The sequence below is a fragment of the Streptomyces microflavus genome (genome assembly GCF_014650075.1).
GTDB classification, from domain to species: Bacteria; Actinomycetota; Actinomycetes; order Streptomycetales; family Streptomycetaceae; genus Streptomyces; species Streptomyces microflavus.
This window is the reverse complement of the sequence record NZ_BMUG01000003.1, coordinates 436385-452499: the sequence shown is the minus strand read 5'-3', so window position 1 is coordinate 452499 and position 16115 is coordinate 436385. Positions and strand designations below refer to the sequence as shown.

The window sequence follows — 16115 nt, the reverse complement described above, 5'->3', positions numbered from 1 at the left end:
CCCGCAGAAAGGCAGCACGTGACCGAGCTCAACGCCCTCCCCGCCGACTTCACCTGGGGCGTCGCCACCGCCGCGTACCAGATCGAGGGAGCCGTCACCGAGGACGGCCGCTCCCCCTCCATCTGGGACACGTTCTCGCACACCCCGGGGAAGATCGACAACGGCGACACCGGCGATGTGGCCTGCGACCACTACCACCGGGTCCCCGAGGACATCGGCCTGATCAAGCAGGTCGGCGCGGAGGCGTACCGTTTCTCCCTCGCCTGGCCGCGTGTCGTGCCGGACGGCGACGGACCGGTCAACAAGGCGGGGCTGGACTTCTACGACCGGCTCGTCGACGGGCTCCTGGAGGCCGGGGTCACCCCGTTCGCCACGCTCTACCACTGGGACCTGCCGCAGGTGCTCCAGGACCGGGGCGGCTGGACCGTGCGGGAGACCTCGGAGCACTTCGCCGCGTACGCCTCCCAGGTCGTCGAGCGCCTCGGCGACCGGGTCAAGGACTGGGGGACGCTCAACGAGCCGCTCTGCTCGGCGTGGATCGGGCACCTGGAGGGCCGGATGGCCCCCGGCCTCACCGACCTGACCGCCGCCGTACGCGCCTCCTACCACCTGCACCTGGGCCACGGCCTCGCCGTGCAGGCGATCCGCGCCGCCTCCTCGGACGCCCGGGTCGGCATCGTGAACAACCTCAGCCCGATCGAGCCGGCGAGCACGAGCGAGGCCGACCTCGCAGCCGCCCGCCGCGCCGACGGGCACATCAACCGCTGGTGGCTCGACCCGGTCCTGGGGCGCGGCTATCCGCAGGACATGGTGGAGCTGTACGGAGTCGAGCTCCCGGTCCAGCCGGGCGACCTGGAGACCATCGCCGCCCCGCTGGACTGGCTGGGCCTGAACTACTACTTCCGGCAAATCGTCACCGCTGACCCCTCCGGCCGGGCGCCGGGATTCACCCAGGTCCCCGTGGCCGACGCGCGCCACACCCACATGGACTGGGAGGTGTACGCGGACGGGCTGGAGCAGTTGCTGCTGCGGCTCACCGAGGAGTACGGCGTGGAGCGCATCTACGTCACCGAGAACGGCTCGGCCTTCCAGGACACCGTCGCGGCGGACGGCTCGGTCCACGACCCGGAGCGCGTCCGGTACCTGGAGGAGCACCTCGCCGCCTGCGCCCGCGCGGTCGCCAAGGGCGCGCCGCTGGCGGGGTACTTCGCCTGGTCGCTGCTGGACAACTTCGAGTGGGCGTACGGCTACGACAAGCGGTTCGGCCTGGTGCACGTGGACTACGCGACCCAGCGCCGTACGGTCAAGACCAGCGGCCGCCGGTACGCGGAGCTGGTCCGGGAGCACGCGGGGCGGCGGGCGGGGCCGGTCGCCTGAGTACCTCTTCCTGCCCAGGGCCTGTCGTCACACTGTTGGCGTCGCCCGAAAGGCTCCCGGCCGTGGTGGTTCGCCGCCACGGCCGGGAGCCTTTTCACGTGGTGGCGACGACCGGCTGCGCGGCGGCGGCCTTGAGCGCCACGAGGCCGAGGGCTCGCTGGAAGGGGTCCCGGCACAAAGGGGAAGGCCGTGGCGGCCACGGATTTCCGTGGCCGCCACGGCCTGTCCCACCGCACCGGCAGCGGGGAGAGAACGGTGCGGCAGGTCTCGCCGCCCGGCAGGGTCAGCCGCGGTAGACGCCGAACTCGTAGAGCGAGTTGCCCCACGGGGTGCCGCGCTCCGTGGTGTTCACCCGGACGTAGCGGCCGCTTCCGGCCACCCCGATGTCGTCGATGCCGCCGTTGCCCGCGGTCTCGGTGTGGACGGTGGTCCAGTCCTGGCCGTTCGTGGAGGTCTGGACGGTGTAGCCCTTGGCGTAGGCGGCCTCCCAGGCCAGCTGGACGTGGTCGAAGGAGGTGGTGGAGCCCAGGTCGACCTGGATCCACTGCTGGTCGGCCCACTCACTGGCCCAGCGGGTGTCGAAGGAACCGTCGACGGCGTTGGCCGCCGGGCAGGGGCAGCCGGTGCTGTCCGCCTGGTGGGTCGAGGCCGTGGCCGTCCTGCCGAGCGCCAGGTTGACCCCGTCGACCTGCGGCGGCACCACCTTGAAGGACTTGGTCTCGATGCCGACGTTGCCCCGGCCGTCCGTCGACTTGAGGTAGACCTTCCAGACGCCGAGCCGGTCCGGGGCGGTCACGTCGAAGGTGCCGTCGCCGCGGTCGGTGAACTCCGCTTCCGTCAGGCTGCCGTTCTCGTCGAGGTACTTGGAGCTGAACAGCACCTGGTGGGTGAGCGCGTCGCCGTCCGGGTCGGTGACGGAGGTGCTGACCCGGAACGTCCGGCCGGCCGGGACGGCGGAGGCGTTGTCGACGTCGAACCCGCTGATGACGGGCGGAGTGTTGTCGCCGGAGGTGTCGGCGCCGAACGCTTCCTTCACCGCGTAGTACGAGAGCCTCTTCTGGCCCGCGGGGAGCAGGTTGAACCACACGCCCCCGAAGTCGTACTCGGTGCCGTAGTGGAAGAGCGTCGCCCCGAGCGAGACCCCCGGGTGGCCGTCGACACAGTCCCAGGCACTCTTGTATCCGGCGGCCTTCGCCGCATCGGTGGGCTCCTCCGGTACGCCGTTGGCGTCGTCCGGCACCTCCCACTCACCGGCCGGCCCGCCCTCGGTGACGATGTAGGGCTTGTCGTAGCCGCCGCTCTCCCAGGTGGAGCGGATGTCGCAGACGGCGTCGTAGGAGTTCACGGCGTACAGGTCCAGGTCGGGCGCGTTCTTCTTGTAGTACGGCCACGCCCCGGTCCAGGCGTCGGTCGAGGTCACCGGGTGGTTCGGGTCGACGTCGTGGATCTTCTTGGCGATCTCGTTGACGAACGAGGTGTACGCGTCCCGCTGCTGCTCCAGGGCCTCGCCGCTGTAGCAGTTCTGCAGCCCGAGCACCGACTCGTTGCCCACGTTCCACATGAGGACACCCTCATGGTCCTTGTACGTCTCCACCCACCGGGGGAACTCGGCGAGCATGTCGTTCTTGTAGGCGGTGTCCGTCAGGTAGTTCACGCAGCCGCCACTGCCGGGGCCGCCGCCGGGCTGCAGCCAGAACCCGGCGATCACCTTGATGCCGTTGGCCGCCGCGGTGTCCAGGAGGGGCTTCGTGGTGGCGTCGGTCCCCCACGTACGGATCGTGTTGACACCCATCGACTTCACATCGGGCATGTACTGCCCGGCATCCGCGACGGACGGGCCCCAGGTCAGGCCCTTCACGGTGTACGGCGAACCGTCCACGGTCAGCTGCCAGTCGCCCTGGGAGCCGGTCACCTTCACGATGCTGCCGGCCGCGTGGGCGGCGGGCACCGGGAGGGCGGCCACGGCGCCGGCCAGGAGAGCGGCGGCGGCGAGGCGGGCGGTGGCTCGGCGCCGTATACGGGATGAACGCCGGAGAGGGGGGAGGTTGTTCATGGGGGAAGGACTCCTCACAGAAGTGCAGGGGGGAAGGAGGTGGGGGTGGGGGGCGGATGCGGGAGAGCGCTCTCCCCCATGGGCAGGGTGCACCCATGCGGGAGAGCGCCTACGGGTGGGTCAGGGCAGCTCGTAGTTCTCGTCCAGAGCGGCGCCCCGGCCCGGGTTGTTCTCGTCGTAACCGCGGGCGTTGCACTGGAGACCACCGACGACGCAGTGGCCGACCAGGGCGTTCAGCGTGGCGTCGTCCCAGGCGTTGAAGAAGTCGTAGTGGAAGGAGTGGCCGGCCCCGCTGGCCAGTCTCACCTGCGACATGTCTCCGTTGACCGGCCACGCCATCTTGAACTCGATCATCGGCAGGGCGACCGGGTGACTCGTCGGGCAGACGTCCTGGTTGGCACCCATCACGATCGGATAGGCCATGTGGGCCTTGTGATCAGGGGTGTCCAGGTACTTGCCGTCCCAGCAACTGGGCGCCTGCATACGGAGGTTGAGCTGGGTGTCCCGGCTGGTGGGGCAGGTCGCCGGGATGTCGTAGTTGTGGAAGCTCTCGCCGCACTCGTACCCCTCGACCGAGCCGGGGTGGTCGCGGAACTCCTCCTTGGTCTGGGTCGGGCTGCCGACGACGAACCGCAGACCCTTGGGGAAGGGCCGGACCGTGCGGTAGTCGGTGACTCCGGCCTTGTAGTAGATGACCTGCGGTCCGGTCGGGCGGATCTCCTCGTTCCCGTTGAAGAGGGTGGGCATCCAGTACGCGGAGCGGTCACCCGGCGCCACGCAAGCCGTCCCGCCCGCGCCGAGCGAGGCGGTCGTGCTGCTCGCGTTCGTGGTCCTGTTCCCCATGAACGTGTGGTCGTGGGACGCACCGGCCCGGCCCGGGTAGACGATCGGGTCGTCCGGGGCGGTGTGGGTGACCGAACAGTTGGCCTGGAACTCGTGGAAGTAGCGGTGCGGGGGTATCTCCTGGGACGGTTCCACACCGGTGACCGGCGGGTTCGCCGGGATGTACCCGTCTCCGTCGGGGTCGTCACCGAAGGCCACGGGTTTGGCCGCCGCCATCGTGTGCCCCTTCATGACGTGGGACGCCGCAGCGGGCGGAGCGGCCGCGGAGTCGGGGGCGGTGGCCCCGGCGTTCGTGATCGCGGTCAGCCCCATGGCCACCAGGGCCAGGGCGGTCGCCACGATCAGCGCGGACACCAGGGTCGTTCTGCTGAATCTTGCCGTCATGCGGACCTCCATGCCGCTCTGCATCCATGCACATCGGGTGCACGGTGGGGGGAGAGTTGAGCTGGGCGGTGCAGCCGGGAAGAGGCGCCGCCCCCTTGCGTCCCCGAGGCGGGAAATCCGCCGGAGACTGACTGGGAGAGCGCTCTCCAAGGCGGTGTCAGTGTTGCGTCGAGGCTGAGAGGGTGTCAATAGCTTGTGAACGATGCGCTGCACAAAGGGCGTTGGGGCGGGGAGCAGATGGCGGCGGTGGGTGCCGAATTGCCCGGGAAGCGACCGGCGACCGGCACACGGAAGCGGCCCCGCCCGGGGGCGGGGCCGCTCGTGGACCTGTCGCACTCACCGTCGGGAGCCGGACGGCCGGCTCCCCCGGATCACGCGGTGTGCAGCCTCAGCCCGTACCGGTTGAGGATCTCGTTGATCGGCTGATACCAGGTCTCACCGCCGCTGGTGCAGTTGCCCCAGCCGCCCGAGGTCACACCCTGGGCCTGGTCGCCGCTGATGAACGAGCCGCCGGAGTCGCCGCCCTGGGCGCAGACGCTGGTCTTGGTCATCTGGTGCACAGCACCCTGGCTGTAGTTGACGGTCTCGTTCTTGGCGAGGACGCGACCGCAGTGCCAGCGCGTGGTGGAGCCGGAGCGGCAGATCGAGGCGCCGATCGGGGCCTCGTTCGAACCGCGGACCAGCTGGTCCGAGACGGTGCCCCAGCCGAGGACGACCGGGACGGTCCACCAGCCGCTGCCGACGTTCACCCAGGCGTAGTCGTCACCGGGGAAGGACGAGCCCTGGAAGTTGCCGATGTAGGAGTTGTCCCAGCCCCGGACCTGCTGACCGGTGCCCCCGCAGTGCCCGGCGGTGACGAAGCCGCCGTGGACCGAGAAGCCGATCGAGCAGCGGACGTTGCCGGTGTAGTACGGGTCGCCGCCGACCGTGCCCGCGGCGAAGGTCTGCGGGGCCTCGGCCGTCCGCTCCACCGTGACGGGCCCAGCCTTGCGGGCCTTGGCCACGAAGTCGCGGACATCGTTGTCACCCTGCTCGGAGGCGACGACGTTCACGACGACGCGGCTGGTCGCGGGGTCGACGCGCCAACTGGCCACCCCGTCCGGCGCGCTCAGGGCGTCGATGCGCTTCATGGTGGCGTCGAGCTGGGCCGCCGAGTGCTCGACGATCCGGGTCTGCGCGCCGGTGGCCCGTACGGCACCGGCCTTGCCGGCGTCCGTGATCGCCACGGTCAGCTCGCCGGTCGCCGGGTCTAGCCAGGACCCGCCGTAGGCGGATCCCGCGGCGCGCTGGGCCTTCGGCTCCAGGGCCGTCGCCGCCTTCTCCTCGGCCAGCCGCGTGCGGGCCTGCCCCTCGGTCAGGCCGAGGTCGCGCTGCATGGCGGAGAGCAGGGCCGCGGAGGCGGGGAGTTCCGCGACGGAGTCGGTGGGGGCGGCGGAGGCGGTCGTCGGGCCGACGGCGGTCCAGGCACCGAGGACCAGGAGCGCGGACAGACCGGTCCGCAGAACGGTTGCGTGTCTCAAGGGAGTGACCCTTCCTGTTGTTCCAGCGACGTGGGGGTGGAACGGGAGGCATCCGGGAGCGCATCCGGAACGAGTCCTTGAGAGCGCTCTCATGCGCCGTCCCGGACTGTAGCGGAGTTCGATAGGCAGGTCCATGCCAATGACGCGAGGCGGTCCGGAGGAGCTGTACGGAGGCCGTCCCGCACGGGCGGCGGAGACGCCCCGCACCCCGGTTTGAGTAGGCGTACTCATCCCGCCCGCGGAGGCCGGTCCTACTGTCACAGGAACACAGGCAGCACCACCCCGAGGAGCAGACCATGGCCGGATCACGCCGCAAGCAGTGGAGAGCCGCCGTCACCTGCGTACTGGCGGGGTCGCTGTTCGCACTGGCCGGCGCCTGCGGGGTGGTGACCACCAAGGAGGACCGCCGGGCGGCGGAGGAACTGGCCGACAAGCACTTCCCCGGCCGGATCAAGGCGATCGGGGCACGCACGCTCTTCCCGGGCACCGGAGGCTCCGAGGTCACCTTCGCGGTGGCCGACGACCGGGACGCCGTGGTCCGGCTGCGCATCGACGCGGACAAGGGCACCTGCGACCGCAAGGACTGCGCCGGGGCGCTGACCGAAGCCGTGGCGCGCGGGCGGTCGGACGCGGCCGCGTTCCGCACCCTGCGGGACGCGTTCGACGCGTGCGGCTACGAGGTCATCGCCCTGGGCCCGACCGGCACGCCGCCGTACGTCGTGGCCGAACTCACCAATGCCACCGTGGAGCGGGTCCTCGCCGACATCGGAGGTTGCGTCCAGCGCTGGGTCACGGCGAGCGGAGCCGACAGCCCGCTCGCGAAGGCGAAGGCCTCGTACGTGAACGTGGTCTCCCCCGCCGTCGCCGGGAAGCGCAGCCGGGGCAAGGACTCCTGGCCCACCATGATGCGCCTGACCCGCAGCGAACTGGTCGGCTCGCTCACCAAGCACTCCTACTATTCGGCCAGTTACGACATCGCGGACGGACAGGTCGACACGGCGGGCAGCGCCCGGGCGGTCCGCCCGTTCAAGGAGAGCCAGGCGTTCGGAAAGACGGTGCAGGACGCCGTACGGGAGGAGCTGCGCGCCACCTACCCGAACGTGGTCATGAGCACCTACCAGTGGGTCTGGCGCCTGGAGCCGGGCCGGATCGACCGCCAGACCGGCTATCTGCTCTTCTGCCCCGAGCCGGGCGAGCGGGGGCGCTGCGACAACAGCGACGACGCGGTCCTGGTGACCGCGGACGAGCACGGCAACCCGGTGGGGAAGATCCGCATCGTGCACGACGTACGCGAGGGCACGGGGGCACTGCGGCTGCCGCCGTACTAGGTGCACCGACGTACCAGGTGCATCGATATACCGGGTGCACCGCCCCGCAACGCTGTTGGTGCCGGGATCACCGGCGGGCCCGCTACTCGTACCGGTACTTCAGCGATTCCGCCTCCGTCCGCTCGATGTCGGCGATCGCCAGCTCCGGCATCCGCAGCTGGGCCAGCGTCACCTCGGCCGAGGTCGGCTGGGCATCGGCCGACAGCCACTGCTCCGGCTTCCAGGCCCCGCTGCGCAGCAGCGACTTGGGGCAGTGCGGGTAGACCTCCTCGATCCCCAGCACCAGCGCACTGGCCGGCGGCTTGCCCACGGCGGTCAGCTGCGACAGCAGCTCCGGGCGGGTGGAGACGCAGGCCCGGCCGTTCACCCTGAGCGTCGTGGTGCGCCCCGGGATGACGAACAGCAGCCCGGCCCGTCCGGTGGCGATGACGTTCTGCAGGGTGTCCAGCCGCTTGTTGCCGGTCGCGTCCGGTATCACCACCGTCCGTGAGTCCAGGACGGCGACGAACCCGGCGGGGCCGCCGCGCGGGGAGACGTCACAGTTGCCCTCGGCGTCCGCGCTGGCGACCAGGACGAGCGACGAGCAGCCGATCAACCGCCGCGTCTGATCGGTGAGTTCGGTCATCTGCTTGCGCAATGCCGTGGCCTTGGGGAGTTCGTAGGCCCGGCGCAGCGCCTCCAGGTCGGACACGGCGTCGAGGCGGAGCGAGTCGAAGGCGCTGTCGGCAAGGGTTGTCGTCATACCTCGACCCTAACGGGCCGATCTGCGGTCGATCCGGAACCGTGGGGCGGCCCGGCAGTGGCTCAACGTGCCCGGTGCGTTCTACGGGGCCGACACCGACAACTGCGGTACCGGCCGGATCTTTGCCCCGGCGCTCGTGCTTCACGAGAGGTGTTCTCCGCCTACGGCTGTGACGGCGATGACCACTGGACGCCGGAAACGGTACGGGAATGGTGGCGCGACCGGGCCCGGGTCACGGCGTATCTGGCAGCCCGGCGCCCGGTCTGGGATGCCGACGACGAGAAGTCGGGCCAGGGCACGGCGGCTGCGGGGGAAGCCTGCGCGGCGTACCTCGACGGAGAACTGGCCGCGCATCTCCGGGCCTATCTCTTCTGGCTCGACGAGCGGCGCTCGCCCACGGCCGCGGACCGGCTGCCGCAGCCCTGACCGGGCCGGCCAGCTCCTGGCGACGCGGCGGTGGAGCCGTGCGCGGTTTCCGGGGCGGCGCGCTTGACCCTCACGTGGCGTGATGCCGCACAGTCTGCGCCATGGAGGAGCAACTGACCGTGGGGCGCGTGGCCGAACTGGCCGGCGTGAGCGTCCGCACGCTGCATCACTACGACGACATCGGCCTCGTGCGACCGTCCGCGCGGACCTCGGCCGGGTACCGGGCGTACTCGGCGGGCGACGTGGAGCGGCTCCGGGAGGTGCTCGCCTACCGGCGGCTGGGCTTCGGACTGCGCGAGATCACGGAGCTGGTCGACGACCCGGCCACCGACGCGGTCGCGCACCTGCGCCGGCTGCGCGGCCTGCTGCTGGACCAGCGCGACAGCGCCGGCGCCATGGTGCGCGCCATCGACAGGGAACTGGAGGCACGGGCCGTGGGGATCAGGACAGCACCGGAGGAGCAACTCAAAGTGTTCGGAGCCCAGTTGTACGACGCCATCGGGTCGGCCTACCCGGCGACGCGGCGCACCGAGCCGCGTATTGCCGCGAAGGTCTGGGAGGCGCTCGGGGATGCGCGCACGGTACTGAACGTGGGGGCCGGCACCGGCTCCTACGAACCCCCGGACCGCGAGGTCACGGCGGTGGAGCCGTCGGCGGTCATGCGGGCGCAGCGTCCTGCGGGGGCGGCCCGGTGCGTGGCCGCCGCTGCGGAGAGCCTCCCGTTCGAGGACGGGGCCTTCGACGCGGCGATGGCCTTCAGCACGGTGCATCACTGGCAGGACCCGATCGCGGGCCTGCGCGAGATGCGGCGCGTGGCCCGCCGCGTGGTGGTGTTCACCTACGACGCCAGTACGACCGGGTGGCTGGAGCGGTTCTGGCTCACGCGCGACTACCTGCCGGAATTCGCCGGACTGCTGGTCGACTGGCCGTCGCCGGCCGATATGACCCGCGCGATCGGGGGCAGCGCCGAGCCGGTGCTCATCCCGTGGGACTGCGCCGACGGCTTCTTCGAGGCGCACTGGCGCCGGCCCGAGGCGTACCTGGACGAAGAGGTGCGCCGCGCGGTGTCCGTATGGACCAGAGTCGGGCCGGAGGCCGAGCAGCGGGCCGTGGACAGGCTCCGCGACGACCTCTCCTCGGGCCGGTGGGCCGAGCGCAATCGCGACCTGGTCGCCCTCGATACGGCGGAGCTCGGCCTCCGCCTGCTCGTGGCCTGAACCCTGTTCGTGCTCTGAACCGTCGTACGGGAGAAGGCCGGGGATGCGGTCAGGGCGCGAGCAGAGGCAGCCCGGCCGCACCCCACAGGTCGCGGAAGCCGTCGGTCGCCCGGGCCTCCTCGCCGGCCGTACGCCAGACCCGCACCGCCGCCCCTTCTGCGCCTCCTCCCCCTACTGCGCCGCCTGCACCGCCGCCCAGAGGCGCCCAGCCCGGTTCACCGTGGGCGGCGAACGCGGCCCAGGCTCCCGCCATGCGGTGCGACAGTTCGTGGTCGGCCGGACCGGGCGGGCCGCCGGTGAGGAAGTGGACGCTCTCGTCGTGGAGGTTCCCGAAGGCGAAGGGGATGTCCGCGCAGTGCCAGGCCCGCACCCGTCGGCCGGGCCCGCCGCGTCGGCGGTCGAAGCGGGAGAGGAAGGTCCGGCCGCCTGCGCCGGCGTGGGCCTCGGCGAGCCTGCTGCTGTACTCGGCGAAGAGGAGGTCTCCGTACAGGGCGAGGTGGACATCGAGCGCCCGCGCGTCCGGCAGTCGGCTGCGGTAGCCGTCGACGAGCTGCGGCGGCAGGCCGAAGTCCCCGGCGAACGTGGCGAGTTGCTGCTCCGTGGTGATCTTGGCGCTGCTGCCCACGGCGTCCAGGAGCCAGTACTCCTCGGTCGTGTGGCAGACCAGCAGCTCCACCTCCGCGCCCCTTCCGGCAGCCAGCGCCTCCAGCGGGTCGGCGGGCAGGAGGTCCCCGTCGGCGACCGGACCGTAGATCGCCGGATCGTAATGGCGCTGCCCGGAGCGGGGGTCCTGCCGGTAGCGGTCGACGACCTGGTCCGACGCGGCCACCAGCGCCTGCGGTGAGGCGGCGAGCAGCCCCGCCCGGGTGGCGGGCACTCCGGCCGCCGCCGCGACCTCGGCGGTGGTGCGGGCCGCCCGGGCGGGTGTGGCGCAGGCGTTGACGGCGCTGTGCAGGACGGCGCGGTGCAGCAGTCCGCGCGCCCGGTCGCTCACCATCAGGCAGGCCACGGAGGTCGCCCCGGAGGACTGTCCGGCCACGGTGACCCGGTCGGGTGAGCCACCGAAGGCGGCGATGTTGTCCCGTACCCATTCCAGGGCGGCGATCTGGTCGAGCAGTCCCCGGTTGTCGGGTCGGGCGGGCCCCTCGCCGCCGGCGGGAACATGGCCGAACCCCTCGAAGCCCAGGCGGTAGTTGAGCGTGACGACGACGAGTCCCCGGGCGGCGAGCGCGGTGCCGTCGAAGTCGGGCTGGGCGGAGGAGCCGAAGACGTACGCGCCGCCGTGGATCCAGACGAGTACGGGCAGGCCCCCGGGTCCGTCCGCCGGTGCCCAGATGTTCAGCGTGAGGATGTCCTCCTCGCCGGGCGACCAGGCCGGAGAGCCGGGCAGTTCGGCGGACTGGGGTGCCACGGGGCCGAACGCGGTGCACTCCCGTACGCCGTCCCAGGGCTGCGCCGGACGCGGCTCCCGGAACCGGTCGGCGCCGAACGGCGGGGCGGCGTAAGGGAGTCCGAGTACGGCGGCGATCTCCGGGCCACGCTCGGAGCGCCGGCCCCGAACCTGCCCCGCCTTCGTGGTGAACACGTCCACGGCTGCCGCTCCCCCGCCCCGCTCCGCCCGCCCGCCCGGCGTTCGGGCGTGCGGTGAGCAGCATGTCAGCCGGACTGCCCCTCGCACCAACACCTTTTCGCAGGTGAGCGAGGGGGTCGGGTGGACCGGCCGGCTACTGGCCGATCAGTTCGCGCACGGTGGCCATGTCGCTGAACGGCAGCATCTCGTCGCCCACGATCTGGTGGGGCTCGCTGCCCTTGCCCGCGATGAGCACGATGTCGGCCGGTCCCGCCGAGGCGAGGGCGGAGGCGATGGCCCGACGGCGGTCGGTGAACCGTTCGAACGGTGTCCCGGTCGCCGCGATGCCCGGTGCGATCTGGTCGAGGATCGCCTCGGGGTCCTCGTGGCGGGGGTTGTCCGAGGTGAGGACGCACAGGTCGGAGTGGGTGCCGGCGATGGTGCCCATCTCGGCGCGCTTGGTGGTGTCGCGGTCGCCGCCGCAGCCGAAGACCGTGATGACCCGGCCCTTGGCGAAGCCCCGGACCGTGGTCAGGACCTTGTTGAGGGAGTCCGGCGAGTGGGCGTAGTCCACGATCACCGAGGTGCCCTCAGGGGTGTGGAGGCGCTCGAAGCGGCCGGGGATCTGCGGCATGCGCTCCAGCGCGTGGACGAGTCCGGCCAGGCTGTGGCCGAGCAGATGGCACGCGGCCAGCGTCGCCAGGGCGTTGGAGACCGAGAACCGGCCCGGGGAGGGGATCGCCGCCGGGTACTTCCGGCCGTCGTGGTGCAGGGTGAACCGGGTCCCCGAGGCATCCACCTCAAGATCGGTCGCACGGTAGTCCGCCGGGCCGTCGAGCGCGTACGTCGTCACCGCGTCGGGCATCAGTTCCCGGATGCCGGCGCCGACCGGGTCGTCCGCGTTGATGACCGCGCGCCGGCAGAGCCCCTGGAAGAGGCGGAGTTTGGCGTCCCGGTAGTTCTCCATGGTGCCGTGGTCGTCGAGGTGGTCCTGCGACAGGTTGGTGAAGACGCCCACGTCGATGAAGGTCCGGTCCAGACGGTGGGTCAGCAGGCCCATCGAGGTGGCCTCCAGGACGACGCTGCCGGCCGAGCTGTCGCGCATGCGGCTCAGCAGATACTGCAGATCGGGCGACTCGGGGGTGGAGAGCGCCGAGGGCGGCATCGGGATCGGTTCGTCCCCGACGCGGCTCCCCGCGGTGCCGATCACCCCGACCCGGGCGCCCTCGGCGAGCCGCAGCACCGACTCGACCATGTACGAGACGGAGGTCTTGCCGTTGGTCCCGGTGATCGCGATCAGGTCCATCGCCCGCCCCGGCTCACCGAAGTAGCGGGAGGCGATGACGGCCGCGGTCCTGCGGGCATCCGGCACCCGGATCGCGCACACGTCGCCCGCCGCCGCGGGGAGCGGTGGTGCCAGGGCGTCGACGATGACGGCTGCCGCGCCGCGGGCCACGGCCGGGGCCACGGCGTCCGGACCACCGGCCGCGTGGCCGGGCACCGCGACGAAGAGGGAGCCGGGGGTGACCCGGTCCGCGTCGAACGTCGTGCCGGCGGTGATCCGCGTGCGCTCGGGGTCTCCCTGCAGCACGTGGTGGTCCTGCCCGGCCAGTAGGTCGCTCAGCTTCACGATGGTCCCTTCGAGTGCGGCTCGGCCCGTCTCTGCGGCCGTCGCCGGGCAGCGGCACGGGCGGTGCGCCGAGTGCCGCGTGATGCGTGATGCGTGATGCGTGATGCGTGATGCGATCAGTCGTGGGTGACGTGATCAGTCGTGCGTGGTGCCGGGGAGCCGGTGCCGGATCGCGGGTCCGGTTTTCGCGCGCGCCGGAGGCGACGGCTCCCTCCGGCGCGGAGAGGCCGGAGTCGTTCGTGGGAGGGGGCGGCGGGCCGGGGCGTCGGCCCGGTCCCGCGAACGCCGAAGATCGCTAGCCGTGGCCGTGCAGCGCCGTACGGCCCGTTCCGGGCGCCGCGTCCGCGGGCGCGGGTGCGGCGGAGACGGCCGCGAGCGGGGGCAGCACGGAGGCGGCCCGGTGCGGGCACTTCCTCAGTTCGGCGCTACGACCCATGAGCCGAGTGTACGTCCGGCCCGGCGTGCCCCGGCCCGCTCGGGACGGGCCGGGACAGGTCCGGCCACGTCAGGGCCGTCGGCCGGGGGGTGCGGCCACTCCGTACCACTGCTGACCCTGGTGGGGGTACGGAGTGCCCGCCGACGCTGCCGGCCCTTGGGGGGCAGCTGCCCGCCGCCGGACGAACGGGGTCCGTGCGTCCGGGGAGCCATCCCTGCCTGCGGGCCGGCTGGACGGTACGCACACCCTGTGTTCCGGCTCCCCGCCCCCGTACGGCAGGGGCCTCGGCCTCCGTACGGACCCGGCCGACGCGCCACGGCCCGGCCCCGCGATCCGATCTTCCCTTTGCGGCCGGAGCGGGACCGGAGTGGAATTGCGTACAGGGGACAGCGGTTCTCCCGAGGAAAGGACGCGCCATGAGCGACACCGACTGGGGGGACGACGTCTACCAGCCCCAGGAGCAGGAGGCTTCCGATCCCGACGAACAGCTCGGCGCCGAGGACACGCTGCTGGACCCGTCCGGCACCGGCGATCCCCTCGACGAGGGCTACTCGCCGCCGGACCGGCCCTGGGTGGTCGAGGGTCTCGGCACCACGGCTGCCGAAAGCCTCACGGGTGAGTCGCTCGACGCCCGGCTGACCAGGGAACTGCCCGAGACGCCCGGATTCACCGGCGACGGCGTGGGCGACCTGGCGGGCGGGGACGGCGAACTCTGGGACGGCAAAGTCGGTATCACCCGGGCCGGGCGGCTGACCCAGCAGGCGGAAGGCAGTGTCCCGGCCACGCTCACCGCCAGCGATGTGGGCATCGACGGCGCCGCGGCGTCGGCCGAGGAAGCCGCCATGCATGTGATCCCCGAGGACGGGGACGACGAGACCCTTCTGGACGGTTCGCTCCCCGACGGCGCGCTCGTCGACGGCCATCCGGCCGACGACGGCCCCGGCAAGGTCCCCCGCGAAGGCAACGCCAAGGGCCCCGGAAAAGGCGCATGACGGCCGTCACCGTGACCCGACCGCCCACGCGCGAGCACGTATCGCCGGAGCCCGGGCAGGCAGGTGAACACCGCCGCCCCCCGTCCCGTACCCCCTGACCCAACGCCCCCGGAATCGCAGGAGCACACAGATGAGCGGCACTGCTCAGATCGGCGTCACCGGCCTCGCGGTGATGGGCCGCAACCTGGCCCGGAACTTCGCCCGCAACGGCTTCACCGTCGCCGTGCACAACCGCACGACCTCACGGACCGACGCCCTGGTGAAGGAGTTCGGCGAGGAGGGCACCTTCGTCGCCGCGCACACCCCCGAGGAGTTCGTCGCGGCCCTGGAGCGGCCCAGGCGCCTGGTGATCATGGTGAAGGCCGGAGATCCCACGGATGCGGTGATCCAGGAATTCGCACCGCTGCTGGAGGACGGCGACGTCATCATCGACGGCGGCAACGCCCATTTCGAGGACACCCGCCGCCGGGAGAAGGAGCTGCGCGAGCGCGGGATCCACTTCGTCGGGGCGGGCATCTCCGGCGGCGAGGAGGGAGCGCTCCACGGGCCGAGCATCATGCCGGGCGGCTCCGCCGAGTCCTACGCGTCGCTGGGTCCGATGCTGGAGAAGATCGCCGCGCAGGCGAAGGACGGCACCCCCTGCACCGCGCACATCGGTCCCGACGGGGCCGGGCACTTCGTGAAGATGGTCCACAACGGCATCGAGTACGCGGACATGCAGCTGATCGCGGAGGCGTACGACCTGCTGCGCAGGGTCGCCGGGTACTCCCCCGCGCAGATCGCCGACACCTTCCGGAGCTGGAACACCGGGCGGCTGGACTCGTACCTCATCGAGATCACCGCGGAGGTCCTCGCCCATACGGACGCGGCCACCGGCAAGCCGTTCGTCGACATCGTGCAGGACCGTGCGGAGCAGAAGGGCACCGGGCGCTGGACGGTACAGATCGCGCTCGACCTGGGCGTTCCGGTCTCCGGGATCGCCGAGGCGGTCTTCGCGCGCTCGCTGTCGGGCCACGTGGACCTGCGCGAGGCGTCGCGGGAGCTGCCGGGCCCGGTGGCGAAGCCGCTGGAGGGGGCGGAGGCCTCGGCGTTCGCGGACCGGGTCGAGCAGGCCCTGTACGCGTCGAAGATCGTCTCGTACACGCAGGGCTTCCACCAGATCCGGGCCGGCAGCGAGGCGTACGACTGGGACATCGACCTCGGTTCCGTGGCGGCGATCTGGCGTGCGGGCTGCATCATCCGGGCGGCGTTCCTGGACCGCATCCGGGCCGCCTACGACTCCCGGCCTGAGCTGGTGAGCCTGCTGTCGGACGAGGAGTTCGGGCGGGAGATCGGGGAGGCCCAGGACGACTGGCGCGCGGTGGTGGCGGAGGCGGCGCGCCAGGGCGTGCCGACGCCCGGTTTCGCCGCCGCGCTGTCCTATTACGACGGTTTGCGCGCGGACCGGCTGCCGGCGGCGCTCACGCAGGGGCAGCGGGACTTCTTCGGGGCGCACACCTACCGGCGTACGGACCGGGAGGGGTCGTTCCACACGCTCTGGGGCGGGGACCGGTCCGAGGTCGAGGCGGGCTGAGGCGTACGCAGCCGGGGTGGCCCG

Annotated in this window: 13 protein-coding genes; 6 read left to right on the top strand and 7 right to left on the bottom strand. The window is 71.9% G+C overall.

The genetic code is table 11. From position 1 onward, the window contains the following. The first annotated feature begins 18 nt into the window (after positions 1-18). Positions 19-1377: a GH1 family beta-glucosidase gene (locus IE264_RS10975; RefSeq protein ID WP_032756789.1), complete on the top strand. Its 1359-nt coding sequence runs from the start codon at positions 19-21 to the stop codon at positions 1375-1377. A 283-nt stretch (positions 1378-1660) separates the two neighbouring features. Here IE264_RS10975 and IE264_RS10970 read toward each other — a convergent pair whose 3' ends face one another. The 3 genes from IE264_RS10970 to IE264_RS10960 all read right to left on the bottom strand — a co-directional run bounded on the left by IE264_RS10970 (position 1661) and on the right by IE264_RS10960 (position 6177). Then, a complete protein-coding gene (locus IE264_RS10970; protein ID WP_032756791.1) occupies positions 1661-3430 on the bottom strand; it encodes a discoidin domain-containing protein in 1770 nt (589 codons plus the stop codon). Between the two features lie 120 nt (positions 3431-3550). Beyond that, positions 3551-4657 (bottom strand): DUF1996 domain-containing protein, encoded by a 1107-nt coding sequence (locus tag IE264_RS10965; RefSeq protein WP_032757059.1) that lies wholly within the window; start codon positions 4655-4657, stop codon positions 3551-3553. Between the two features lie 371 nt (positions 4658-5028). Continuing rightward, on the bottom strand, positions 5029-6177 hold the full coding sequence (locus IE264_RS10960; RefSeq protein WP_032756793.1) for a S1 family peptidase: 1149 nt from the start codon (positions 6175-6177) through the stop codon (positions 5029-5031). A gap of 296 nt (positions 6178-6473) precedes the next feature. On the opposite strand from IE264_RS10960, the gene IE264_RS10955 reads away from it, so the two are divergent. Further along, positions 6474-7505: an SCO7460 family lipoprotein gene (locus tag IE264_RS10955; RefSeq protein WP_051821802.1), complete on the top strand. Its 1032-nt coding sequence runs from the start codon at positions 6474-6476 to the stop codon at positions 7503-7505. Between the two features lie 82 nt (positions 7506-7587). On the opposite strand, the gene IE264_RS10950 is transcribed toward IE264_RS10955, so the two are convergent. After that, the gene (locus IE264_RS10950) at positions 7588-8247 is read right to left on the bottom strand and encodes an MSMEG_1061 family FMN-dependent PPOX-type flavoprotein (RefSeq protein ID WP_032756794.1); all 660 of its coding nucleotides are present in this window, start codon (positions 8245-8247) and stop codon (positions 7588-7590) included. Positions 8248-8397: 150 nt separating this feature from the next. On the opposite strand from IE264_RS10950, the gene IE264_RS10945 reads away from it, so the two are divergent. Both IE264_RS10945 and IE264_RS10940 read left to right on the top strand, forming a co-directional pair. Beyond that, positions 8398-8673, top strand: coding sequence for a hypothetical protein (locus IE264_RS10945; RefSeq protein WP_078657443.1), 276 nt, complete (start codon positions 8398-8400; stop codon positions 8671-8673). 101 nt (positions 8674-8774) lie between these two features. Further along, positions 8775-9890, top strand: a complete 1116-nt coding sequence (locus IE264_RS10940) for a MerR family transcriptional regulator (RefSeq protein WP_032756795.1) — start codon at positions 8775-8777, stop codon at positions 9888-9890. A gap of 49 nt (positions 9891-9939) precedes the next feature. Here the strand turns inward: IE264_RS10940 and IE264_RS10935 are convergent, their stop codons facing one another. The 3 genes from IE264_RS10935 to IE264_RS10925 form a co-directional block, all read right to left on the bottom strand. Beyond that, complete coding sequence (locus tag IE264_RS10935; protein ID WP_032756796.1) at positions 9940-11481, bottom strand: carboxylesterase/lipase family protein; 1542 nt, start codon at positions 11479-11481, stop codon at positions 9940-9942. Between the two features lie 133 nt (positions 11482-11614). Continuing rightward, complete coding sequence (locus IE264_RS10930) at positions 11615-13090, bottom strand: UDP-N-acetylmuramoyl-L-alanyl-D-glutamate--2,6-diaminopimelate ligase (RefSeq protein WP_032756797.1); 1476 nt, start codon at positions 13088-13090, stop codon at positions 11615-11617. Positions 13091-13385: 295 nt separating this feature from the next. Next, positions 13386-13526, bottom strand: coding sequence for a hypothetical protein (locus tag IE264_RS10925; protein WP_158706524.1), 141 nt, complete (start codon positions 13524-13526; stop codon positions 13386-13388). A 416-nt stretch (positions 13527-13942) separates the two neighbouring features. On the opposite strand from IE264_RS10925, the gene IE264_RS10920 reads away from it, so the two are divergent. Together IE264_RS10920 and gnd are read left to right on the top strand one after the other, a co-directional pair. Further along, positions 13943-14518: a DUF5709 domain-containing protein gene (locus IE264_RS10920; protein ID WP_032756798.1), complete on the top strand. Its 576-nt coding sequence runs from the start codon at positions 13943-13945 to the stop codon at positions 14516-14518. A 130-nt stretch (positions 14519-14648) separates the two neighbouring features. After that, positions 14649-16091, top strand: coding sequence for an NADP-dependent phosphogluconate dehydrogenase (gnd, locus tag IE264_RS10915; RefSeq protein ID WP_015612845.1), 1443 nt, complete (start codon positions 14649-14651; stop codon positions 16089-16091). Positions 16092-16115: the final 24 nt, after the last annotated feature.